This window comes from Pseudomonas haemolytica, from assembly GCF_009659625.1.
GTDB lineage: Bacteria > Pseudomonadota > Gammaproteobacteria > Pseudomonadales > Pseudomonadaceae > Aquipseudomonas > Aquipseudomonas haemolytica.
Map to the genome: position 1 here is coordinate 1,278,347 of NZ_VOIW01000001.1, position 22,799 is coordinate 1,301,145.

The following is a 22,799-nucleotide window of genomic DNA, read 5'->3' on the forward strand; positions in this document are numbered from 1 at the left end:
CTATTCCCTTCTTTGGTGCGTATCCCGATATGAGTTCCGCTCTGTCCATCCGGCAGCTAACCAAAACCTACGGCAACGGTTTCCAGGCCCTGAGTGGTATCGATCTGGACGTTGCCGAAGGTGATTTCTTCGCCTTGCTCGGCCCTAATGGCGCCGGCAAATCCACCACCATCGGCATTCTCTCGACCTTGGTCAACAAGACCAGCGGCACGGTGAATATCTTCGGGCATGACTTGGACAAATCCCCGGCGGCGCTCAAGCGTTCCATCGGCGTGGTGCCCCAGGAATTCAACTTCAACCAGTTTGAAAAGACCTTCGACATCGTCGTGACCCAGGCCGGTTACTACGGCATCCCTGCGAAGATCGCCAAGGAACGCGCCGAGCAATACCTGACCCAACTGGGGCTGTGGGACAAGCGCGATGTGCCTTCGCGCTCGTTGTCCGGTGGCATGAAGCGCCGCCTGATGATCGCCCGCGCCCTGGTGCATGAGCCGCGCCTGCTGATCCTCGACGAACCGACCGCGGGCGTGGACATTGAACTGCGCCGCTCGATGTGGGCGTTTCTCACGGAACTGAACGAGAAGGGCATCACCATCATCCTCACCACGCACTACCTGGAAGAGGCTGAGCAACTGTGCCGCAACATCGGCATCATCGACCACGGCACCATCGTCGAAAATACCAGCATGCGCAGCCTGCTGGGCCAGTTGCATGTGGAAACCTTCCTGCTCGACCTGAAGAACAATCTGTCGGTTGCGCCGCAGTTGCTCGGTTATCCCAGTCGCCTGCTGGACAGCCATACCCTGGAAGTCCAGGTGGACAAAGCCATGGGCATCACCGCGCTATTTACCCAGTTGGCGGCCCAGAACATTGAAGTGCTGAGCCTGCGTAACAAAACCAATCGCCTTGAGGAGTTGTTCGTGTCCCTGGTGGAGAAAAATCTGGCGAAGGTGGCGGTATGAGTTCCGAACTGCAACCCAACCTCGTCGCGCTGCAAACCATTGTCTATCGCGAAGTTAAGCGCTTTACCCGCATCTGGCCGCAGACCCTGCTGCCGCCGGCGATCACCATGGTTCTGTACTTCGTGATCTTCGGCAACCTGATCGGCCGGCAGATCGGCGACATGGGTGGTTTCACCTACATGGAGTACATCGTGCCGGGCCTGATCATGATGTCGGTGATCACCAACTCCTACGGCAACGTGGTCTCGAGTTTCTTCGGCAGCAAGTTCCAGCGCTCCATCGAGGAACTGATGGTCTCGCCGGTATCGCCGCACACTATCTTGATCGGCTATACGCTGGGCGGCGTGTTGCGGGGCTTGATGGTGGGGGTGATCGTGACGCTGCTGTCGTTGTTCTTCACCCACCTGCAAGTGCATCACCTTGGGGTCACCATTCTGGTGGTGGTGCTCACGGCGACGATCTTCTCGCTGCTGGGGTTTATCAACGCCGTTTTTGCACGCAACTTCGATGATATTTCGATTATCCCGACGTTCGTGCTGACGCCGCTGACATACCTGGGCGGGGTGTTCTACTCCATCACCTTGCTGCCGCCGTTCTGGCAGACCGTGTCCCTGGCCAACCCTGTGCTGCATATGGTCAACGCTTTCCGCTACGGTATTTTGGGCGTGTCGGATATCAAGATCAGCGTGGCGATCACCTTTATGGTCGTGGCGACCGTGGTGCTGTATTTAGGTTGTGCGCGGTTGCTGGTGAGTGGGCGCGGGATGCGTACGTAAATAGCGATTCAACGCAGTAAAAAATGTGGGAGGGGGCTTGCCCCCTCCCACATTTGGTTTTGTGTATGACTTTTAGACCTGCAGTGCCAGTTCGATCAGCGCATGCAGTTCTTCAACAGCCAACGGCTGCGCCGAAAACAAAATACGAAACACCGTTGGCGCCGCGAGCAGGTTGATCAAACGGTCCACGCTCGGCGGCGTCTCTTGCGGATAGCGATCAACAATCGCCTGCAACTGCCCGCTCAGAATGCTCACGCAATACCCCGGTGTCACACTGCATTGCACGTCGCGCATGATATTGCGCCCTACGTCCGAACTCATCTCATCCAGGTATTGCTCAGCCCATGCTTGCAGGTCGCCGCGCAGGCTGCCGGTGTTGGCCGGCTCGCTGTCCGGGCGCATGCGCGCCAGGGCCACGTCGGCAAGCAGTACGGAAAGGTCACCCCACCGCCGGTAGATGGTCGACGGTGTAACGCCTGCGCGGGCCGCAATCATCGGCACGGTGACGCTGGAGCGCTCATGGGCTTCCAGTAATTCACGCACCGCCGAATGGACGGATTCTTGTACCCGGGCACTACGGCCCCCCGGGCGGAGGCCTTCTTTAATCGCCATGCTTAAAACCTTAACACAAAGAATTTGCTTTAAGCGCCGGCGGGTAGCACACTGCACAAAAGCAAAATATTAGCTTTAGTGGAGCGTGCCCATGTCCAGCGTCATTTCTCAACGGTCCAGCCTGGCGTTCCTGGTGATCACAGTGCTGACCTTCCTCGCCGCGTCCAGCGCGCCGACGCCGTTGTACCAGGTGTATCAGGACAACCTGCATTTTTCTGCAGCCATGCTGACGGCCATCTTCGGCGTCTATGCCGTGAGCCTGTTGGCGGCGCTGCTGACCGTAGGGTCGCTTTCGGATTACCTGGGGCGCAAGCCGGTGATCTTCGCCGCGCTGCTCCTGAATATCGTGGCGATGCTGCTGTTTATCAACGCTGACAGCACCGCCTACCTGCTTGCCGCACGGGCATTGCAAGGCTTCGCGACCGGGACTGCCACAGCGGTGTTGAGCGCGACGCTGCTCGATACCGACCGCGTGCGCGGCCCGATGCTCAACAGCCTTGCGCCGATGCTCGGCATGGCCAGTGGTGGCCTGGGCAGCGGCCTGCTGGTGGAGTTCGCGCCACGGCCGACCCAATTGATCTATTTCACCCTGCTGGGCTTTATGGTGTTGCAGGCCCTGTATGTCTGGCGCCTGCCTGAAACGGTCAGCCGTATACCGGGGGCCTTGAAGTCCCTGGCGCCAACCCTGCATGTGCCGCCGCAAGCACGTCGGGCCTTGTGGTTGGCGATGCCGCTGAATGTGGCGGTGTGGGCGCTGGGTGGGTTCGTTTCCTCGCTGGCGCCGTCGTTGGTGCGAGCCGCGACGGGGTCGACCTCGCATTTGATCGGCGGCGGTCTGGTGGCGGTGGTGACCTTGAGTGGCGCGGTGATGATCTACAGCTTGCGCAACCGTGCGGCCAACCAGGTCATGCGCCTGTCGGCGGCGCTGCTGGCCGTGGGCGTTGGGTTGCTGCTGGTTGCCGTACAGACCGCCAGCCTGTGGCTGTTTTTTGTCGCCAGTGTGATTGCCGGTTTTGGTTTCGGCGGCGGTTTCATGGGCAGTGTGCGCAGTATCGTGGGGCTGGCGTTGCCCCATGAGCGGGCGGGCCTGATGTCAGCGTTTTATGTATTGAGCTACCTGGCATTCTGCGTACCGGCGCTGTTGGCGGGTAACCTCAGCCGAGTATTTGGCCTTATAGCGACCACGGATGGCTACGCTGTGGTGCTTATCCTGCTGGCCCTGGGTGCCCTCGGCGGGCTGTTGATGCAAGACGCTGCACGGGCTCGGGCAGCCGCGTGAGGGACGTCTATATCTGCAAAACAGATAACAGTTAGAGATATTACCCGTTATATAGATATTCGATCAGGTTCTATCATGGCTTCAACCTCATGCGAGGAAGAGGATTAACCCATGACCTGCTCGACTACTCACCGCTACAAACCGCTTAGTCACCTGGCCCGTCCCCGGGAAGTGATTCGCCAGTTCACCCCGAACTGGTTTGCCGCCACCATGGGCACCGGCGTGCTGGCGCTGGCCTTGGCCCAGTTGCCGGTCAGCCTGCCAGGCGTGAGCGCTGTCGCTGAGGGCCTGTGGATGTTCACCATCGGCCTGTTCGTGCTGTTCAGCGTGTTGTATGCCGCCCGCTGGGTGATGTTTTTCCACGAGGCGCGGCGGATCTTCGGGCACTCCACCGTCTCGATGTTCTTCGGCACCATTCCCATGGGTCTGGCGACCATTCTCAACGGTCTGCTGCTGTTCGGCCTGCCACGCTGGGGCGGCGATGTGATCCCGCTGGCCGAAGCCCTGTGGTGGCTGGATGTGGCCATGTCCCTGGCCTGCGGCGTGCTGATCCCATTCATGATGTTCACCCGCCAGGAGCACAGCATCGACCAGATGACCGCCGTTTGGCTGTTGCCCGTGGTGGCTGCCGAAGTGGCGGCGGCCAGCGGCGGCTTGCTGGCGCCGCACCTGGTGGACGCCCATTCGCAACTGGTGATGCTGGTAACCAGCTACGTGCTGTGGGCGTTTTCCCTGCCGGTGGCGTTCAGCATCCTGACGATCCTGATGCTGCGCATGGCCTTGCATAAGTTGCCCCACGCCAATATGGCGGCATCGAGCTGGTTGGCGCTGGGCCCTATCGGCACCGGTGCCCTGGGGATGCTGTTACTCGGTGGCGATGCGCCGGCGATCTTTGCCGCCAATGGCCTGGCGAGTGTTGGTGAAATGGCCCACGGCCTGGGGCTGATTGCAGGTATCACCTTATGGGGCTTCGGCCTGTGGTGGATGCTGATCGCGGTGTTGATCACCTTGCGTTACCTGCGTGCGGGCATTCCGTTCAACCTCGGCTGGTGGGGCTTTACCTTTCCGCTGGGAGTGTATGCCCTGGCTACGTTGAAACTGGCGAGCGTGTTGCATTTGGGGTTCTTCAGCGTATTTGGCACTGTGCTGGTGGTGGCGTTGGCATTGATGTGGTTGATCGTGGCCAAGCGCACGGTGCAGGGTGCCTATAAAGGCGAGCTTTTTGTTTCGCCATGCATTGCAGGGTTAGGGAATAAGTAAGCAGGATTAGGTAAAGTCGTGGCCTGATCAATAACACGCCACGCAGGAACACGGACGATGAGCCACCCCTCGCAATTCACCTTGCTGCGCACGCGGCGCTTCTTGCCGTTTTTCATCACCCAGTTGCTGGGCGCGTTCAACGACAACATCTTCAAGCAATCGCTGATCCTGGCCATTCTCTACAAGCTCACCATCGACGGTGACCGTTCCATCTGGGTCAACCTGTGCGCCTTGTTGTTTATCCTGCCGTTCTTCCTGTTCTCGGCGTTGGCCGGGCAATTTGGCGAGAAATTCAACAAGGACGCCTTGATCCGGGCGATCAAGATTGGCGAGATCGTGATCATGGCCGTGGGCGCGGCGGGCTTCCTGACCAATCATCTGGAACTGATGCTGCTGGCGCTGTTTGCCATGGGCACCCACTCGGCGCTGTTCGGCCCGGTGAAGTACTCGATCATGCCCCAGGCCCTGCACGACGATGAGTTGGTCGGCGGCAATGGCCTGGTGGAGATGGGCACGTTCCTGGCGATCCTGGCCGGCACCATTGGCGCCGGGATCATGATGTCTTCCACCCATTACGCGCCGGTGGTGGCGGTGGCGATTGTCGGTGTGGCGGTGCTGGGCTACCTGGCCAGCCGCAGCATTCCGCGCGCGGCGGCTTCTACGCCGCAACTGCGCCTGGACTGGAATATCTTCACCCAGTCCTGGGCGACGTTGCGGATGGGCCTGGGGCAGACCCCGGCGGTCTCACGTTCGATTGTCGGCAACTCGTGGTTCTGGTTTGTCGGTGCGATCTACCTCACGCAAATCCCGGCCTACGCCAAGGAATGGTTGTGCGGCGACGAAACCGTAGTGACCTTGATCCTCACCGTGTTCTCCGTGGGCATCGCCCTGGGCTCGATGCTCTGCGAAAAACTCTCCGGGCGTAAGGTCGAAATCGGCCTGGTGCCGTTCGGCTCGTTTGGCCTGACGGTATTCGGCCTGCTGCTGTGGTGGCACTCCGGGGGCTTGCCGCAGAACGTCCAGGCCAACGACTGGCTCGCGGTGCTCAGCTACGGCCAGGCCTGGTGGGTGTTGTTCGATATCCTTGGCCTCGGTGTGTTTGGCGGCTTCTATATCGTGCCGCTGTACGCGCTGATCCAGTCGCGCACTGCCGAGAACGAACGGGCGCGGGTGATCGCGGCCAACAATATCCTCAACGCACTGTTCATGGTGGTCTCGGCCATCGTTTCGATCCTGCTGCTGAGCGTGGCCAAGCTGTCGATCCCCGAGCTGTTCCTGGTGGTGTCGTTGCTCAACATCGCGGTCAACACCTACATCTTCAAGATCGTCCCCGAGTTCACCATGCGCTTCATGATCTGGCTGCTCAGCCATTCCATGTACCGTGTCGAGCATCGCAACCTGGAGCAGATTCCCGATGAGGGCGCGGCTTTGCTGGTGTGCAACCACGTGTCGTTTGTCGATGCGTTGCTGATTGGCGGCGCGGTGCGTCGGCCGATTCGCTTTGTCATGTACTACAAGATCTACCGTTTGCCGGTACTCAACTTTATCTTTCGCACCGCAGGGGCGATTCCGATTGCCGGGCGCCATGAGGATATCCAGATCTACGAAAAGGCGTTCTCGCGGATTGCCCAGTACCTGCAGGAAGGCGAGTTGGTGTGCATCTTCCCGGAAGGCAAGTTGACGGCCGATGGCGAGATGAATGAGTTCCGTGGTGGCGTGACGCGGATCCTGGAGGAGACGCCGGTGCCGGTGATCCCGATGGCGCTGCAGGGGTTGTGGGGGAGTTTCTTCAGTCGCGATCCGCACAAGGGCTTCTTTCATCGGATCTGGTCGCGGGTGGTGTTGGTGGCGGGTGAGCCGATTGGTGTGGAGGCGGCAACGCCTGTGCAGTTGCAGGCTGTGGTGGGTGGTTTGCGAGGGAGTGCCAGGTAGTTTTTGGCGGGTAGTAAAGGCCCTTTCGCGAGCAAGCCCGCTCCCACATTTGGAATGCATTTCAAATGTGGGAGCGGGCTTGCTCGCGAAGGGGGTAGTGGATTATGTGCTGATCTTGAGCCCAACCAATCCACAAATAATCAACGCCACACTCGCCAACCGAAACAACGCCATGGATTCACCAAACAGTATAATCCCGGCGATCACGGTGCCTACGGCACCCACGCCGGTCCAGATGGCATAGGCGGTGCCCAGCGGCAGTTCCTTCATGGCCAGCCCCAACAGCCCAAGGCTGACGGCCATGGCGGCAATCGTCAGGGCGGTGGGCAGTGGCTTGCTGAAACCGTCGGTGTATTTCAAACCGACGGCCCAGCCGACTTCAAACAACCCGGCAAAAAACAGAATGATCCAGGACATGATGACCTCCCATCAATAGGCGGGGTCGTCCCCTGATTGAGCGCTTGAGAGCGTCGCGAGGTCGTCCCCGCGAAGCTTGGTAGAGTGCCGAAAATGGATCAGGCGATCAAGGTTACGGCGCGGCTTCCAAGGCGCGACGGTCTTCCTTCTCGCTCATACGGCGGAAGTAGGTCGACAGCAAGGCCCCGGAAATATTGTGCCAGACACTGAACAACGCACTGGGCACTGCCGCCAACGGCGAAAAGTGCGCGCTGGCCAACGCAGCGCCCAGCCCTGAGTTCTGCATACCCACTTCCAGGGCCAACGACTTGCGTTGCGCCAAGGGCAACTTGAACAGGCGCCCGGTGAAGTAGCCCAGCAGGTAACCGAAGCTGTTATGCAACATCACCACCGCCATGATCAGCAGGCCCGACTCGGCAATCTTGCCTTGGCTTGCGGCAACCACCGCCGCGACGATGATCACAATGCTGACCACCGACACCAGTGGCAGCACGTCCACCGCATGGCGAACCCGATCACCCAGCACGCGTTGCGCAACTACGCCGAGCACAATCGGCAGCAGCACCACTTGCAGGATCGACCAGAACAGCTCCATGAACGATACCGGCAGCCAGGCCGAAGCCAGCAGCCAGATCAGCGCAGGTGTGAGCAGCGGGGCGAGGAGGGTGGTGACGGCGGCAATCGCCACCGACAACGCCAGGTCGCCCCGGGCCAGCCAGGTCATGACGTTGGAAGACGTGCCGCTTGGGCAACAGCCGACGAGGATCACGCCGACGGCAATTTCCGGCGGCAGTTGGAACGCCTGGCACAGCAACCACGCCACGCCGGGCATGATCACGAAATGCGCGACCACGCCCAAAGCCACGCGCCACGGATGGCGAGCGACTTCGGCGAAGTCTTCAAGTTTCAAGGTCAGCCCCATGCCGAACATCACCAGGCCCAGCAGCGGGACGATGGCACTTTTAAGGCCAATGAACCAGCTGGGTTCGAAGAAGGCCAGCACGGCAAATATCAACACCCAGTAGGCGAAGGTATTGCCGACGAAGCGGCTCAAAGCAGCGAGTGCACGCATGGGGATGTCCTTGTTATTAGATTCTAAAGGTGTAAATACAATCCAATGTGGGAGCGGGCTTGCTCGCGAAAGCGGTGAATCAGTCACCTGATGTATCGACTGATACACCGCGTTCGCGAGCAAGCCCGCTCCCACATTTTGCTCTTCACACGGTTTAGATGCCCTGTGGCGTCTCTTCACCGCCCAGTGCTTCCACCAACGCCGGCAGGAACTCACCGAAGGTCAGCATCATCAAGGTAAAGCTGGCATCCAGTTGGCCCAGAGCCTCGTCGCCGCCGTCCTGCTCCGCCTGGTCTTGCAGCAGGTCTTCGAACTTCAGGCGCTTGACGGTCATCTTGTCGTCGAGCATGAAGGACAGCTTGTCCTGCCACGCCAGGGACAGCTGAGTCACGACCTTGCCGGTGGTCAGGTGCAGCTGGATCTCTTCGCCGGTCAGGTCCTGGCGTTTGCAGCGCACGATGCCGCCGTCTTCGTGGGTGTCGCGCAGTTCGCATTCGTCGAGGACGAAGAAGTCATCGGCCGGTTTCTGGGTGGTGACCCAGTCGGTCATGATGGCAGTCGGTGCAGTTTTCACCGTCAGTGGGCGAACGGGCAGGGTGCCGATCACTTCACGCAAGGTCGACAGCAAGTCTTCGGCGCGCTTGGGGCTGGCCGAGTTGACCAGGATCAGGCCCTGTTTCGGCGCGATGGCGGCAAAGGTCGACGAGCGACGGATAAAGGCACGCGGCAGGAAGGCCTGGATGATTTCATCCTTGATCTGGTCGCGCTCCTTCTTATAGACCTTGCGCATCTGCTCGGCTTCGATCTCTTCGACTTTCTCTTTAAGTGCATCACGCACCACGCTACCCGGCAGGATGCGTTCTTCCTTGCGCGCGGCGATCAGCAGGAAGTCACCGCTGACGTGAACCAGGGGAGCATCTTCACCTTTACCGAAAGGTGCGACGAAACCGTAAGTGGTCAACTCCTGGCTTGCACAAGGGCGCGCCAGCTTGGTGGCCATGGCCGCTTCCAACGCCTCGGCATCAACAGGCAGATCTTGGGTCAGGCGATAGATAAGCAGGTTCTTGAACCACATGGGGTGAGTTTCTCCTCTATACAAAGGGGGGCATTATTCTCTTGATCACGCCGCAGGCCAACCCTGCCTAAGCCATTGGAAGGGCTGAAAAAAAAGATTTAAGAAAGTGCTTGCCAGACTTAGGGTCGCTCCGTAGAATGCGCGCCACACCGAAACGAAGGGTGATTAGCTCAGCTGGGAGAGCATCTGCCTTACAAGCAGAGGGTCGGCGGTTCGATCCCGTCATCACCCACCATTCGCTTCATGTGTTACGCGCAGCGGTAGTTCAGTCGGTTAGAATACCGGCCTGTCACGCCGGGGGTCGCGGGTTCGAGTCCCGTCCGCTGCGCCATATTCGGTCACCTGGAATGCTGAACGCCAGGTCACCACAGAAAGCCCGCTTAATCGCGGGCTTTTCTTTGTCCGGAATATGGCAAAAAATCGTACATGGAACTTTTTTTAAATAAATTGCATTTAAATCAAGACATTACGATTTTTTGGTGTATGATGCGCCCACACCGAAACGAAGGGTGATTAGCTCAGCTGGGAGAGCATCTGCCTTACAAGCAGAGGGTCGGCGGTTCGATCCCGTCATCACCCACCATTCGCTTCATGTGTTACGCGCAGCGGTAGTTCAGTCGGTTAGAATACCGGCCTGTCACGCCGGGGGTCGCGGGTTCGAGTCCCGTCCGCTGCGCCATATTCGGTAACCTGGAACACTGAACGCCAGGTCGCCACAAGAAGCCCGCTCATTGAGCGGGCTTTTTTTTGCCTGCGATTCAGGGCGCTACAGCCCCACCAAGCGGTAACCCACCTGCAATTCGGTGATGAAGTGCTGCGGTTGCGTCGGGTCCTTCTCCAGCTTTTGCCGCAAATGCGCCATGTGCACCCGCAGGTAGTGGGCGCGGTCGACGTAATCCAGGCCCCACACCTCCAGCAGTAATTGCCGGTGGGTCAGCACCCGGCTCTGGCCGCGGACCATCGCGCAGAGCAGGCGGTATTCGATAGGGGTCAGGTGCACCGGTTGCCCTTGACGCCACACTTCGTGGGTCGCCAGGTCGGCTTCAATCTCGCCAAACTTCACCTTGCTGGTCGCTGCCACAGTGCCGGCCTGCCCATGCCTGCGCAGTTGGGCGCGGATGCGTGCAAGCAGCTCGGGCACACCGAACGGCTTGGTCAGGTAATCGTCAGCACCGGCGTCCAGGGCGGCGACTTTTTCTTCTTCACGGTCACGCGCCGACAGCACCAGGATCGGCACCGCCAGCCAGCCGCGCAGCTCGCTGATCAACTGCTTGCCATCACCGTCCGGCAGGCCGAGGTCTACGATCACCAGGTCCGGCTGGCGGCTGGCGGCGTGGATCAAGGCGCGTTTGACGCTGTCAGCCTCGAACACCTGAAAACCCTCATCCTGCAGGGCAATACCAACGAAGCGGCGGATATTGGCCTCGTCTTCCACGATCAGAATGCGTGCTGTGCTCATAGGGCTTCCATGCTCGGCGGGGTGCCCGCCGGTAAAGTGATGATGAAATGCATGCCGCACGTGCGGCCGGGGCTGGCTTCGATGCTCCCGCCATGGGCCTCGACGATGCGCTTGGCCAATGCCAGGCCCAGGCCGATGCCGGCGACAGAGGATTCCTGCTGGCCGCGGGCGAAGGGTTCGAACAGATTGGCCGGTGCGCTGCCAGGGCCGTTGTCGCTGACTTCCAGCACAAGGCTGTTGGTGATGCAGTGCGCGGCGACCGTCACGGTGGTGCCCGGCGGGGTGTACTTGGCAGCGTTGTCCAGCAGGTTGACCAGCACTCGCTCGATCAACAGCGCGTCGATGTCCACCAGCGGCAACTGCGGGTCCAGCGTGGTGCGCACAGGGTGACGCGCCAGCGGTTCACGCAACTGGCGCAAGGCGCTGCCAACGATTTCTTCCAGCGAGTGCCATTGCCGGTTCAGGCGCACACCGCGCTCTTGCAGGCGGGCCATGTCCAGCAGGTTTTCGATCAGTCGCTGCATTGACGTGGCCTGTTCGTGAATGCCATGCAGCAGCTCGTTCAACGGCCCTGGTGGAGCGTGGGGCAGGGCGGTGTCGGCGGCGCCGATCAGGGTGGTCAGTGGTGTGCGCAGGTCGTGGGAAATGGCGGCGAGCAAGGTGTTGCGCATTTTTTCGCCCTCCATCTGCACCAGGGTGCTTTGCGCCACTTCGACGAAATGCACGCGCTCCAGCGCAATCGCCAGTTGGCTCATGCAGGCCTCCAGCAGGCGCAGCTCCTGCGGGTCGTTCAGGCGTTCGCTCTGGGCCAGTTCCAGCACCAGCACGCCGCGCACGCGCATCGGCGCCTTGAGTGGCAAGTAACGGCCCTTGGCCGCCGACAAGGTGTCGGTGCCCTGGCCGGCGGCATGGCCGTGGTCGTAGCTCCATTGCGCGATGCTGTCGTCGATCGGCAGCCCGCCCGCACCCACGCTGTGCACGCCATCGGCCGCGTCCGGCAGGGCCAGGCCGACCCGTGCCTCGAACACACCGCTGAAAGTGCGCAGCGCCACTTCACTGATTTGCTCCACGGTCAGCGCGGCCGAGAGGTCGCGAGCCAGCCGTGCCAGGGAGGTCGCGCGGCGTTCGCGGGCAGCCGCGGTGCGCGCTTCATGGCGCAGGCGGGCAGTGAGTTGCCCGGTGATCAGGGCGATGCCGAGCATCAACGCAAAGGTGAAAAAGTACTGGGTGTCGGTGACCGTGAATGAATAGCGCGGCGCCACGAAAAAGAAGTCGAAACACAGCACCGCGAGCATTGCCGCCCATACGCCGGGGCCACGTCCATAGCGCAGGGCCACCAGCACCACGGTGAGCAGAAACAGCATGACCACGTTGGCCAGGTCGAACACCTGCAACAGCAGGGCGGCCACGGCACTGGCCGCAAAACAGGCCAGGCTGGCCCACAGATAGGCCAGTTTCGCGCCGGCTGCCGGCGCGGGTTTTTCGATGACCGCAGGCTTGCCCGGCAGCAGCCCGTGGGCAATCACGATCTGATCGATTTGCGGATGGTGCCGGCTGATCCGGTCGCTGACCGACTGGTGCCAGAAGCGCCACGCCTGGCGCGGATGATGGCCCAGTACGAGGCGGTTGGCGTTATGCTCGCGGGCGCAGGCGGCGAGGGCTTCGGCCACGTCCATGCCCGACAGCGTCGTGGTGTCGGCGCCGAATTCGCTGGCCAGCGCCAGGGTTTTCATGGCTGTCAGATAACGCTTTGCGCCGCGCCCTTGGTGCGTCGCCACATGCACCACGATCCAGTCTGCTTCGAGCTTCTGTGCCAGGCGGGCGGCTTCGCGCACCAGGCGTTCATCGCCGGCATCGCCCGCCACACCCACCAGCAGCCGCTCGCGGGCAGGCCACAACGTGCTGATCGAGCGCTCGCGGCGGTACACGCGCATCTGCGTGTCGACTCGGTCGGCAGTGCGCCGCAGCGCCAGTTCGCGCAACGCCAACAGGTTGCCCTTGCGGAAAAAATGCCGCGACGCGCGTTCGGCCTGTGGGCCCAGGTACACCTTGCCCTCCTTGAGGCGTTGCAGCAGGTCGTCGGGTGGGAGGTCGATCACCACCACTTCGTGGGCGTTATCGAACACATGGTCCGGTACGGTTTCGCGCACGCGAATACCGATGATCCCACTGACGAGGTCATTCAGGCTTTCCAGATGCTGGACGTTGAGGGTGGTCCACACGTCGATACCGGCACTGAGCAACTCTTCGACGTCTTGCCAGCGTTTGGGGTGGCGGGAGCCCGGCACGTTGCTGTGGGCCAGTTCATCCACCAGCACCACGCTCGGGTGCCTGCGCAAGGCGGCGTCGAGGTCGAATTCACTGAGGGCGAATTCACGGTGCAGCAGGGCGGCGCGGGGCAGTTGTTCCAGGTTATGCAGGCGTTCGGCGGTCTCGGCGCGGCCATGGGTTTCCACCACCCCGGCGAGCACATCCCGGCCGAGGGTGACTTCGCGTTGTGCCGCCGTGAGCATGGCGCAGGTCTTGCCCACCCCGGCGTTGGAGCCGAAATAGATACGCAATTTGCCGCGCAAGGCGGCTTGTTCTTCCTGCTGGATTCGAGCCAGCAGGGCGTCGGGGTCGGGGCGTTCGTTGTTTAATGCGGGCATGTCATTCCATATAGATGCGGTTCAAGTGTGGGAGCGAGCAAGCCCGCTCCCACATTGGCTTTCGGTATTACACGAGACCTAGTCCGCTGAGGAGCATGTCGATCAACTTGATCCCGGCAAACGGCACCAGCACCCCGCCCAGGCCATAGATCAACAGGTTGCGATTGAGCAACGCCGCTGCACCGATCGCTCGGTAGGTCACGCCGCGCAGGGCCAGGGGAATCAACGCGACGATGATCAGCGCGTTGAAAATCACCGCACTGAGAATCGCCGAGTTGGGGCTGCTCAGGTGCATCACGTTCAATGCGCCGAGTTGTGGGTAGGTCGCCACAAACGCGGCCGGGATGATCGCGAAGTACTTCGCTACGTCATTGGCCACGCTGAAGGTGGTGAGGGCGCCGCGGGTCATCAGCATCTGTTTGCCGACTTCGACCACTTCGATCAGCTTGGTCGGGTTGCTGTCGAGGTCGACCATGTTGCCGGCCTCTTTGGCCGCCTGGGTGCCGCTGTTCATCGCCACTGCCACATCGGCCTGAGCCAGTGCCGGTGCGTCGTTGGTGCCGTCGCCGGTCATGGCCACGAGCTTGCCTTGGGCCTGGTAGTCGCGGATCAATTGCAGTTTGTCTTCCGGACGAGCTTCGGCGAGGAAGTCATCCACGCCGGCTTCGACGGCAATCGCGGCGGCGGTGAGACGGTTGTCACCGGTGATCATCACGGTCTTGATGCCCATGCGCCGCAGCTCGGCGAAGCGCTCTTTGATACCGCCCTTGACCACGTCCTTGAGTTCCACCACGCCCAGCGCCTTGGCACCGTCACTCACCACCAGCGGTGTGCTGCCGCGCCGTGAGACCTCATCGACTTTTGCCTGCAATGCGGCCGGAAAACTCCCACCCAAGGCTTCGATATGGCTGCGAATCGCATCCGCCGCACCCTTACGAATCGCGCGGCCTTCGGGCAAGTCGACACCGCTCATGCGGGTTTGCGCGGTGAAGTGCACAAAGCTGGCGCCCAGGGCGTTGATGTCCCGCGCGCGGATGTCGAATTTCTGTTTGGCCAGTACCACGATGCTGCGGCCTTCCGGGGTTTCATCGGCCAGGGACGCGAGTTGAGCGGCGTCGGCCAGCTCGGCTTCTTTCACGCCCGGTGCCGGCAGAAAACTGCTGGCCTGGCGATTGCCCAAGGTGATGGTACCGGTCTTGTCCAACAGCAATACGTCGACATCGCCGGCGGCTTCAACCGCACGACCCGAGGTGGCGATGACATTGGCCGACATCATCCGGCTCATGCCCGCCACGCCGATGGCCGAGAGCAGGCCGCCGATAGTGGTGGGGATCAGGCACACCAGCAATGCCACCAGCACCGTGGCGCTGATCACGCTGCCGGTACCGCTCATGGCCACGGCGAAGATCGAATACGGACTGAGGGTCGCGATCACCAGCAGGAACAACAGGGTCAGGCCCACCAGCAGAATCGTCAGCGCGACTTCGTTGGGGGTTTTCTGGCGCTTGGCCGACTCGACCATCGAGATCATGCGGTCGAGGAACGACTCGCCCGGGTTGACGCTGATGCGCACCACCAGCCAGTCGGACAACACCCGGGTGCCGCCGGTGACCGAGGAAAAGTCGCCACCGGCCTCGCGGATCACCGGGGCCGATTCGCCGGTGATGGCGCTCTCATCCACCGACGCTACACCTTCAATCACCACACCATCCAGCGGCACCAGGTCGCCGGCTTCAATCAACACCACGCTGTCCTTGCGCAGCAGGCTGGCTTCCATGGGCAACCAGGCGGCGCCGTGGCGCGGCTGCTGCAACAGCTTGGCCAGGGTCTGGCGTTTCATGCCACGCAGGCTGGCGGCCTGGGCACGGCTACGACCTTCGGCCAAGGCTTCGGCAAAGTTGGCGAATAGCACGGTGAACCACAGCCACAAGGTAATGCTGAGGATAAAGCCGCTGGGCGCTTCACCCTTGCCACCCAAGGACTGGAACCACAGCAACGTGGTGAGGATGCTGCCCAGGTACACCACAAACATCACCGGGTTTTTCCACTGGGCCTGGGGCAGCAGTTTCTTCAATGCATCAACGCCGGCAGTGAGCACGATGCGTCGATCAAACAGGGGTAAACGAGCATTTTTCATGGGGGAATCTCTTACTCACTGACCGCAATAGAGGGCTGACGAGCATCCAGCGCCAAGTTGAGTTGCAGCACATTCACCCGTGGTTCGCCGAGCAAACCGAGGGTGCGGGCGGCGGTGTGGTCGTTGAGCAGTTGCAGCAATTGGGCTTCGGGGATCTGCCGCAAACGTGCCACCCGTGCCAGTTGCAGCCGGGCGTTGGCCACCGAAATGTGCGGGTCCAGGCCTGATGCCGAGGCGGTGACCGCGTCCACCGGCACCAGGGTGTTGGCGGGCAGGCCGTTGTCCTGGCGATAGGCCAGGGCCCGTGCGGCGACCTGGTCCACGAGTTTCTGGCTGGTTGGCCCCAGGTTGCTGGCGCCGCTGGAGCCAGCGTTGTAGGGCTGCGCAATGCTTTTGCTCGGGTCTTGCGGGTCAGCGCCTAAGGTCGCGCTCGGGCGGCCATGGAAGTACTCAGGGCGGGTGAAGCGCTGGCCGATCAGCGCCGAGCCGATCACCAGGCCGTCGCGTTCAATCAGCGAACCCTGGGCCTGAAACGGGAACAACAGTCGCGCTGCCAGGGTGGTAAACGCCGGGTATGCCAGCCCCGTCAGCAGCATGAAAAAAACCGCCGAAACCAGCACCGGGCGCAACAGCCCCTTGAATATCGATTGAGTCATCATCAACGTGTCCTTAGTTGTACGTCTGGCCGGACAGCAACTGCAGTTGCTCCACCAGCGGGCCGAGCGCGAGCGCGGGCAGGAAGGTCAGGCCACCGACCACCAGCACCACGAACACCACCAGCAGCATGAACAGCGGGGTTGCGGTGGGGATGGTGCCGGCGCCGGCGGGCACGGTCTTTTTCATCGCCAGGGAGCCGGCCACGGCGAGCATCGGCAGCATGGTGAAAAAGCGCCCGATCAACATCGCAAGGCCAATGGTGGTATTGAAAAACGGCGTGTTGGCGTTCAACCCGGCAAAGGCCGAACCGTTGTTGGCGGTGCCGGAGGTATAGGCGTAGAGCACCTCGCTGAACCCGTGGGGGCCGAGGTTGTTGAGGCTGGCCATAGTGTCCGGCCACAGGGCGGCGAGGGCGGTGAACCCGAGGATGCTGGTGGGGTGTGCGAGCACCGAGAGCATCACCAGTTTCATCTCCCGGGCCTCGATTTTCTTACCGAGGAATTCCGGGCTACGGCCGATCATCATCCCCACCAGGAACACCGTGAGCAGGGCGTACTGGATCAGGTTGATAAAGCCGACGCCGTCACCACCGAATACACAGTTGAGCATCATCTGCGCCAGGGGCACGAAGCCACCCATGGGTGTCAATGAGTCGTGCATGGTGTTGACCGAACCGGTGGTTGCGGCGGTGGTGGTGGCGATAAACAGGCTGCTGTCGGCAATGCCGAAGCGCAGCTCCTTGCCTTCCATATTGCCGCCGCTTTGTTCGATCGACAGTGTCTGGTTGGCACCGGCCTGGGTCAGCAGCGGGTTGCCGGTTTGTTCGGCGCCATACACCAGTGCGAGGAAACCGATGAACATCACCAGGAAGGTGCCGAAAAATACCCAGCCTTGGCGACGTTGCAACAGCATGCTGCCAAAGGTGTAGGTCAACGCCGACGGGATCAGCAGCATGCTCAGGATGTGCAGGATGTTGGTCAGTGGCGTTGGGTTTTCGAACGGGTGGGCGGCGTTCATGCTGAAGAAACCACCGCCGTTGGTGCCGATATGCTTGATCGATTCAAAGCTGGCGACCGCGCCCACGATCAACTGTTGCTGCGCGCCCTCAAGCGTAGTCGCCAAGGCTTGGGAGGCGAAGGTCTGTGGCATGCCTTGCCACACATACACCAGGGCCATGATCACACACAGTGGCAGCATCACCCGATACAGCGTGCGGGTGAAGTCGACCCAGAAGTTGCCGATGTCGGCCGAGCTGGAACGGCTCAAGCCCCGAATGAAACCTGCCGCCGCGACCACGCCGGATGTGGCCCCGACGAACATCAGGAAGGTGATGACCGCCATCTGGCTGAAGTTCGACAGGCTGGTTTCGCCCGAGTACGCCTGCCAGTTGGTGTTGGTAATAAAGGACGCTGCAGTGTTGAACGCCAAGTCCGGGCTTTGTGCCGCCAACGCAAGAGGGTTGATCGGCATCACCGCCTGCAAGCGCAGGACCAGATAGCCCAGCAGCATCATTGCCGCGTTCGACAGCAACAACGCTGAACCGTAGCGGGCCCAGCCCATGCTTTCCCGTGGGTCGATGCCCAGCAGGCGAAAGGTACAACGTTCCGGCAGTGCATGGCGGTCCCCGGTAAATACCCGGGTCAGCCACTTGCCCATCAGCACGGCGAGCCCGGTCATCAACCCCAGAACCAGCGTAAATTCCAGCAAAGTGCTTAACATGTCGTGGCTCCGTTCAAATCTTGCCCATGGCGACAATGGCCAGGGCAGTCGCAACAAAAAACACCAAGGAGAGGCCCATAAACATCACGTCGTACATGGCAGGCTCCCTAGAATTTTTCGGCGCGAATAAGGGCGTAGCCCAAGTAAGCGAATAGCCCGACGGCACATAAGCCGCTGGCGATATAGATGAACGTAAGTGTGAGCACGGTGTAACTCCCCTGAATAAATAAGCCGCCACTGCGGACGCGGGGAGGTTAAGGGTTGGCGTATCAAGCTCGGGCACTGATTGCACGGGGCGGTATTAAGACGGCATATAGATGACGCAGGGGCGGGCGAACGAAAACAAGGGATACCCCGTTGCCGAGGTGTCCCTTGAAAGTCTGGGGTTCTACTGATTGCAGCGATCGGCTTATTTGGCTTTCTTTTTCTTCTCGCCGCGGGTGGCGAGGTGCTCGAAGCAAAACGCGGCGGTGCCGAAGAGCGCAATCATTGACAGGACGACCATGCCTAAAGTTGAACTTTCCACGATGACTTCCTACGAGTTTTGGGGGTAGGAAGTGACGGTAGTGGTTGCAGGCTTAGTTGCTCAATAGAGACGACATAATCGTTATGGCGAACGGGCAATCCATACGCATTCTTTACGGATGATCAGAGAGTTGGCGGCCACGAGGGCGCACCCTTCACTGCTCAAGGCTCCCGCCCGATGCGCCCTATCCGGTAATCTGGCACGCTGAGCGCCACCTCACCACAAGAAAGCCCGCTTATTAGGCGTGGGCTTTTTTACCTGCGATCTGACCTTTCTGCGCTTTGCCGTTGTGCACTGCATACTCGCAATGAGCTGCGCCAGTGCGTCATGACGTGGGGGAATACCCCCATGCCCATTGGTCGATTGCGCCACTAGCCGCTTAAACGGTTATCTATAGCCACGCGAAGATTTCCAGGCGAGCTTCCGGCAGCAGGACGCTGTGGCGCCCTCTCTCTAATAATGGCCTTTAAAGGCGATAAAAATAGTCTGCAAGGGGAATGGCAATCCATGAAATATCCTTTACGTCCGTTGGTGTTCTGGCCAACGTTTCTGATTCTGCTGACGGCGGTTATCGCCAGCTACATTGACCTGAATGCATTCCTTGCGGTCAGCAAACAGCTCAACAGTGTGATCCTCAAGAACTTCTCATGGTTGTTCAGTGCCGGTTCGTTTGCCATGGTGGTGTTGACCGGTATCGTCTACCTCTCGCCCCTGGGCAAGGTGCGCATTGGTGGCGAAGACGCCCAGCCGTTGCTGAGCAAATGGCGCTGGTTCATGGTCGCGCTGTGCACCACGCTGGCGGTGGGTGTGTTGTTCTGGACCACCGCCGAGCCGCTCTATCACCTGTACGGGCCGCCCAGCAGCCTGCCGATCGAAGCGGGCAGCGCCGCGGCAAAAAGCTTCGCCCTGTCGACGATGTTCCTGCACTGGACCATCACGCCCTACGCCATTTACCTAGTGCCTTCACTGGTATTTGCGCTGGCGTTCTATAACCGTCGCAGCCATTTTTCCATCGGCGCCATGCTTGAGCCGCTGCTGGGCGAAGCGCGGGTCAGGCGCTATGCGGGGCTGATCGACACCCTGGCGATGTTCGCCCTGGTGGCTGGTATGGCCTCGTCCCTGGGCACGGGGGCGCTAACCTTGTCGGGCGGCCTGAGTCAATACATCGGCGGTGAAACCACGCCGTTGCGCCTGGCGATCATCATCGCGATTATTGTGCTCACCTTTGTAGCCTCCGCGGCCAGCGGCTTACAGCGTGGGATTGTGATGCTGTCGTCGTTGAACACTTGGATCATGCTGGCCCTGGGGCTGTTCGTGCTGCTGTGCGGGCCGACCCTGTACATGTTCAGCCTGGGTGTGGAATCACTGGGCGTTTACCTCGACACTTTTTTCAGCCGTAGCCTGTTCACCGGTGCCGCCAGTGGCGATACCTGGCCGCAAAGCTGGACGGTGTTCTACTGGTCGGTGTGGTTTGCCTGGGCACCGGTGAGTGCGATGTTCCTCGGCAAGATCGGCCGTGGCTACACCGTGCGAGAGTTCATCCATATCAACATGCTGTACCCGGCATTGTTCACTGCGGTTTGGATCTGCATCTTCTCCGGCAGCAGCCTGTACTTCGATGCCTTGGGCGATGGCAGCCTCAACCGGGTGCTGAACGAGCAGGGCGTGGAACACGTGCTGTACCAGATGTTCCAGCAATTGCCGGCCAGCGGCCTGATGATCGCGTTCCTGCTGTTCGTGGCGTTCATCTCATTTGTGACGGCGGCGGACTCCAGCACCGATGTGATCGCCAACCTTTGCAGCAAAGGCGTGACCGCCGACTCCGACCTGGACGGCAACGCGATGTTGAAAATTGTGTGGGGCGTGATCATTGGCACGGTGTCGTGGGTGATGGTCGCCTTTGTCGGCATCGACGGGGTAAAAATGCTCTCCAATCTCGGTGGCTTGCCCGGAATGATCCTGGTGCTGCTGGCCAGTACCTCGTTGATTTTCTGGCTGAAGAACCCGGCGCTGCTCGATGTGAAAAGCGTGCAGCCGGCCACTGAGCCCGGTCCACGTGGCGCGAGCCCCGTCGCGCAATTCGCCCGCTAATTCATCAATTCTGTGTGTCTCCCTGCGCGCTCCCTGCCGAGCGCAGGGGAGCTGTTTGTGCGCAATAAATATTTTGGAGTTACCGATGGAAATCGTCACCGAGTTTGCCTACAAGATCCGTGAAATCGAGCATTGCCTGATCCCCCTGAAGGACGGCACCCAACTGGCCGCGCGCATCTGGTTGCCCGATGTCGCAGGTGGGCAGACCTTCCCGGCGATTCTGGAATACCTGCCGTACCGCAAGCGCGACGGCACCGCGGTGCGCGATGCACTGACCCATCCGTGGATGGCGGGGCAGGGCTATGTCTGTGTGCGCGTGGACATGCGCGGCAATGGCGAATCCCAGGGGCTGATGGCCGACGAATACCTGCCGCAGGAACAGGACGACGCCCTCGAAGTGATCGACTGGCTGTGCCGTCAGCCCTGGTGCAACGGCAAGGTCGGCATGATGGGCATCTCGTGGGGCGGCTTCAATAGTCTGCAAGTCGCGGCACGCCAGCCCGAGGCACTGAAGGCGATCATCACCCTGTGCTCCACCGATGACCGGTTTGCCGACGACATTCACTACAAGGGCGGCAACCTGCTGATGGAGAACTTCGGCTGGGCTGCGACCATGCTCAACTTCAGCGCCGCGGTGCCCGACCCGGTGCTGGTCGGCGACGCCTGGAAAACCCTCTGGCAGCAACGCCTGGAGGCCATGCCGCTGCTCGCCGAAACCTGGCTGAAGCACCAGACCCGCGATGACTACTGGCGTCACGGTTCGGTGTGCGAGGACTACTCGAAGATCAAGGCGGCGGTCTACGCCGTGGGAGGTTGGGGCGATGCCTACCGCAACACAGTGTCGCGCATGATGGAGCACTTGCCGGGGCCGAAGAAAGCCATGATCGGCCCGTGGATCCACAAGTACCCGCATTTCGCCGTGCCCAATCCGGCCATCGGCTTCCTGCAAGAAGCCAAACGCTGGTGGGATCACTGGCTGAAGGGCATCGACAACGGGGTGATGGATGACGCCGCCTGCACCTTTTACCTACAGGACATTCTGCCGCCAAAGGGCAGCTATGCTGAGCGGCCAGGTATCTGGGTGCAGACGTCCGGGTGGCCGGACCCGCAGGTGCAGTGGACCGATTTCAGCCTCGATGAGCGCGGCCTCAACCCCGGCAACCAGGCGCTGGCCGCTGCGCGTAGCATTTGCTCGCCGCTGACCACCGGCCTGCATCAGGGCGAATACTGCGCCATCTGGTTTGGTCCCGACGGGCCGACGGACCAGCGCCGCGATGACGCCCACTCGCTGTGCTTCGACTCCCAGCCGCTGACCGAAACCCTGGCGCTGTTGGGGGATGCGCGCCTCAAGCTGCGCCTGGCCAGTGACACCACCTGCGGGCAATTGGTGGCGCGCCTGAATGCGGTGGCGCCGGATGGGCAAGTCACGCAGATCAGTTACGGCGTGCTGAATCTCACGCTGCGCGAGGACTTGTCCCGCGTCACGCCGGTAGTGCCAGGCGAACCGATGGATGTGCACCTGAACCTGGACCATATCGGCATGCGCCTGCCCGCCGGGTACCGTCTGCGCGTGGCCCTGAGCACCGCCAGTTTCCCGTTGCTGTGGCCGAGCCGCGAGCTGACCACCCTGACCTTGCTGCCGAGCCTGCAAAGCCTGCAACTGCCGGTCTTCACCGGCGAGGCAGTGGCCTGCCCATTCGAGGCACCGCAATCGGCAACCCCGGCTGCGCTGGAAGTGCTGCGTGCAGCCGCGCCGAAACGCACCTTGATCGAAGACGTGGGCAGTGGCGAAGTCTGCGTGAAGATTGAGGACGACCTGGGCGCGATGCGTTTTACCGACCATGGCTTATCCGTGGACCAGCGCTGTACCGAGCAATACCACTCGTTGCCTTGGGACCCGCTGGCGACCCGTGCCGATATTCAGTGGCATTACCGTGCCAGCCGCGATGCATGGGCCGTGGAGGTGGAAAGCAGCCTGAGCGTAAACGCCGACGCTGAGTGGTTCTACGTGGAAGCGGAACAGACGGCCTGGGAAAATGGCCAGCTGGAGCACCGGCGGCAATGGAGCAAACGCATAGCGAGGGTCGCGCTGTGAGTGAGCAACTGGCAGGATACTTGCCAACGTGATCTCTGCGGGCCAGGACAAACCCTGGCCCGTTTCTACCAATGGAACTGCT

At 61.1% G+C, this 22,799-nt stretch carries 17 protein-coding genes and 4 tRNA genes; 11 read left to right on the forward strand and 10 right to left on the reverse strand.

The features are described 5' to 3' along the window. Positions 1 to 29: 29 nt before the first annotated feature. Together FRT59_RS06015 and FRT59_RS06020 are read left to right on the forward strand one after the other, a co-directional pair. Entirely contained in the window at positions 30 to 962 is a 933-nt protein-coding gene (locus FRT59_RS06015) for an ABC transporter ATP-binding protein (RefSeq protein ID WP_034117576.1), read from the forward strand. Continuing rightward, positions 959 to 1,738, forward strand: coding sequence for an ABC transporter permease (locus tag FRT59_RS06020; RefSeq protein WP_034117577.1), 780 nt, complete (start codon positions 959 to 961; stop codon positions 1,736 to 1,738). Before FRT59_RS06015 ends, FRT59_RS06020 begins: the two co-directional genes overlap by 4 nt. A gap of 72 nt (positions 1,739 to 1,810) precedes the next feature. On the opposite strand, the gene FRT59_RS06025 is transcribed toward FRT59_RS06020, so the two are convergent. Next, positions 1,811 to 2,350 carry a TetR/AcrR family transcriptional regulator gene (locus tag FRT59_RS06025; RefSeq protein WP_153870641.1) on the reverse strand — a complete coding sequence of 180 codons (540 nt, stop codon included), beginning with the start codon at positions 2,348 to 2,350 and terminating at the stop codon, positions 1,811 to 1,813. Positions 2,351 to 2,441: 91 nt separating this feature from the next. On the opposite strand from FRT59_RS06025, the gene FRT59_RS06030 reads away from it, so the two are divergent. The 3 genes from FRT59_RS06030 (at position 2,442) to FRT59_RS06040 (ending at position 6,821) form a co-directional block, all read left to right on the forward strand. Continuing rightward, positions 2,442 to 3,629, forward strand: a complete 1,188-nt coding sequence (locus FRT59_RS06030) for an MFS transporter (RefSeq protein ID WP_153870642.1) — start codon at positions 2,442 to 2,444, stop codon at positions 3,627 to 3,629. 111 nt (positions 3,630 to 3,740) lie between these two features. Further along, entirely contained in the window at positions 3,741 to 4,889 is a 1,149-nt protein-coding gene (locus FRT59_RS06035) for a TDT family transporter (protein ID WP_153837852.1), read from the forward strand. Between the two features lie 57 nt (positions 4,890 to 4,946). Then, on the forward strand, positions 4,947 to 6,821 hold the full coding sequence (locus FRT59_RS06040; protein ID WP_153870643.1) for an MFS transporter: 1,875 nt from the start codon (positions 4,947 to 4,949) through the stop codon (positions 6,819 to 6,821). A 102-nt stretch (positions 6,822 to 6,923) separates the two neighbouring features. On the opposite strand, the gene sugE is transcribed toward FRT59_RS06040, so the two are convergent. The 3 genes from sugE to rdgC all read right to left on the reverse strand — a co-directional run bounded on the left by sugE (position 6,924) and on the right by rdgC (position 9,385). Next, positions 6,924 to 7,238: a quaternary ammonium compound efflux SMR transporter SugE gene (gene sugE / locus FRT59_RS06045; RefSeq protein ID WP_005786698.1), complete on the reverse strand. Its 315-nt coding sequence runs from the start codon at positions 7,236 to 7,238 to the stop codon at positions 6,924 to 6,926. A 112-nt stretch (positions 7,239 to 7,350) separates the two neighbouring features. Next, the gene (locus FRT59_RS06050; RefSeq protein WP_153870644.1) at positions 7,351 to 8,310 is read right to left on the reverse strand and encodes a bile acid:sodium symporter family protein; all 960 of its coding nucleotides are present in this window, start codon (positions 8,308 to 8,310) and stop codon (positions 7,351 to 7,353) included. Positions 8,311 to 8,464: 154 nt separating this feature from the next. Beyond that, positions 8,465 to 9,385 carry a recombination-associated protein RdgC gene (gene rdgC / locus FRT59_RS06055; protein ID WP_003172886.1) on the reverse strand — a complete coding sequence of 307 codons (921 nt, stop codon included), beginning with the start codon at positions 9,383 to 9,385 and terminating at the stop codon, positions 8,465 to 8,467. Positions 9,386 to 9,544: 159 nt separating this feature from the next. Between rdgC and FRT59_RS06060 the strand changes: the two genes are divergently transcribed. The 4 genes from FRT59_RS06060 (at position 9,545) to FRT59_RS06075 (ending at position 10,064) form a co-directional block, all read left to right on the forward strand. Further along, a tRNA-Val gene (locus tag FRT59_RS06060) sits at positions 9,545 to 9,620 on the forward strand. Positions 9,621 to 9,639: 19 nt separating this feature from the next. Further along, positions 9,640 to 9,716 (forward strand) — tRNA-Asp (locus tag FRT59_RS06065). A 176-nt stretch (positions 9,717 to 9,892) separates the two neighbouring features. After that, positions 9,893 to 9,968 (forward strand) — tRNA-Val (locus FRT59_RS06070). A gap of 19 nt (positions 9,969 to 9,987) precedes the next feature. Beyond that, positions 9,988 to 10,064, forward strand: a tRNA-Asp gene (locus FRT59_RS06075). Between the two features lie 87 nt (positions 10,065 to 10,151). Here the strand turns inward: FRT59_RS06075 and FRT59_RS06080 are convergent. From FRT59_RS06080 to kdpF, 6 genes are all read right to left on the reverse strand, one after another. Beyond that, complete coding sequence (locus tag FRT59_RS06080) at positions 10,152 to 10,844, reverse strand: response regulator (protein ID WP_034116860.1); 693 nt, start codon at positions 10,842 to 10,844, stop codon at positions 10,152 to 10,154. Beyond that, a complete protein-coding gene (locus tag FRT59_RS06085; protein WP_153870645.1) occupies positions 10,841 to 13,492 on the reverse strand; it encodes a sensor histidine kinase in 2,652 nt (883 codons plus the stop codon). Before FRT59_RS06085 ends, FRT59_RS06080 begins: the two co-directional genes overlap by 4 nt. A 67-nt stretch (positions 13,493 to 13,559) precedes the next feature. Continuing rightward, positions 13,560 to 15,629 (reverse strand): potassium-transporting ATPase subunit KdpB, encoded by a 2,070-nt coding sequence (gene kdpB / locus FRT59_RS06090; protein ID WP_034116858.1) that lies wholly within the window; start codon positions 15,627 to 15,629, stop codon positions 13,560 to 13,562. 11 nt (positions 15,630 to 15,640) lie between these two features. Continuing rightward, entirely contained in the window at positions 15,641 to 16,288 is a 648-nt protein-coding gene (gene kdpC, locus FRT59_RS06095) for a K(+)-transporting ATPase subunit C (RefSeq protein ID WP_153837855.1), read from the reverse strand. A 10-nt stretch (positions 16,289 to 16,298) separates the two neighbouring features. After that, positions 16,299 to 18,005 (reverse strand): potassium-transporting ATPase subunit KdpA, encoded by a 1,707-nt coding sequence (gene kdpA, locus FRT59_RS06100; protein WP_153870646.1) that lies wholly within the window; start codon positions 18,003 to 18,005, stop codon positions 16,299 to 16,301. Between the two features lie 107 nt (positions 18,006 to 18,112). Beyond that, positions 18,113 to 18,211 carry a K(+)-transporting ATPase subunit F gene (gene kdpF, locus FRT59_RS27420; protein WP_074851717.1) on the reverse strand — a complete coding sequence of 33 codons (99 nt, stop codon included), beginning with the start codon at positions 18,209 to 18,211 and terminating at the stop codon, positions 18,113 to 18,115. 827 nt (positions 18,212 to 19,038) lie between these two features. On the opposite strand from kdpF, the gene FRT59_RS06110 reads away from it, so the two are divergent. Then, positions 19,039 to 20,622 (forward strand): BCCT family transporter, encoded by a 1,584-nt coding sequence (locus tag FRT59_RS06110; RefSeq protein ID WP_153870647.1) that lies wholly within the window; start codon positions 19,039 to 19,041, stop codon positions 20,620 to 20,622. Between the two features lie 85 nt (positions 20,623 to 20,707). Next, positions 20,708 to 22,717, forward strand: a complete 2,010-nt coding sequence (locus FRT59_RS06115) for a CocE/NonD family hydrolase (protein WP_153870648.1) — start codon at positions 20,708 to 20,710, stop codon at positions 22,715 to 22,717. The last annotated feature ends 82 nt before the right edge of the window (positions 22,718 to 22,799 follow it).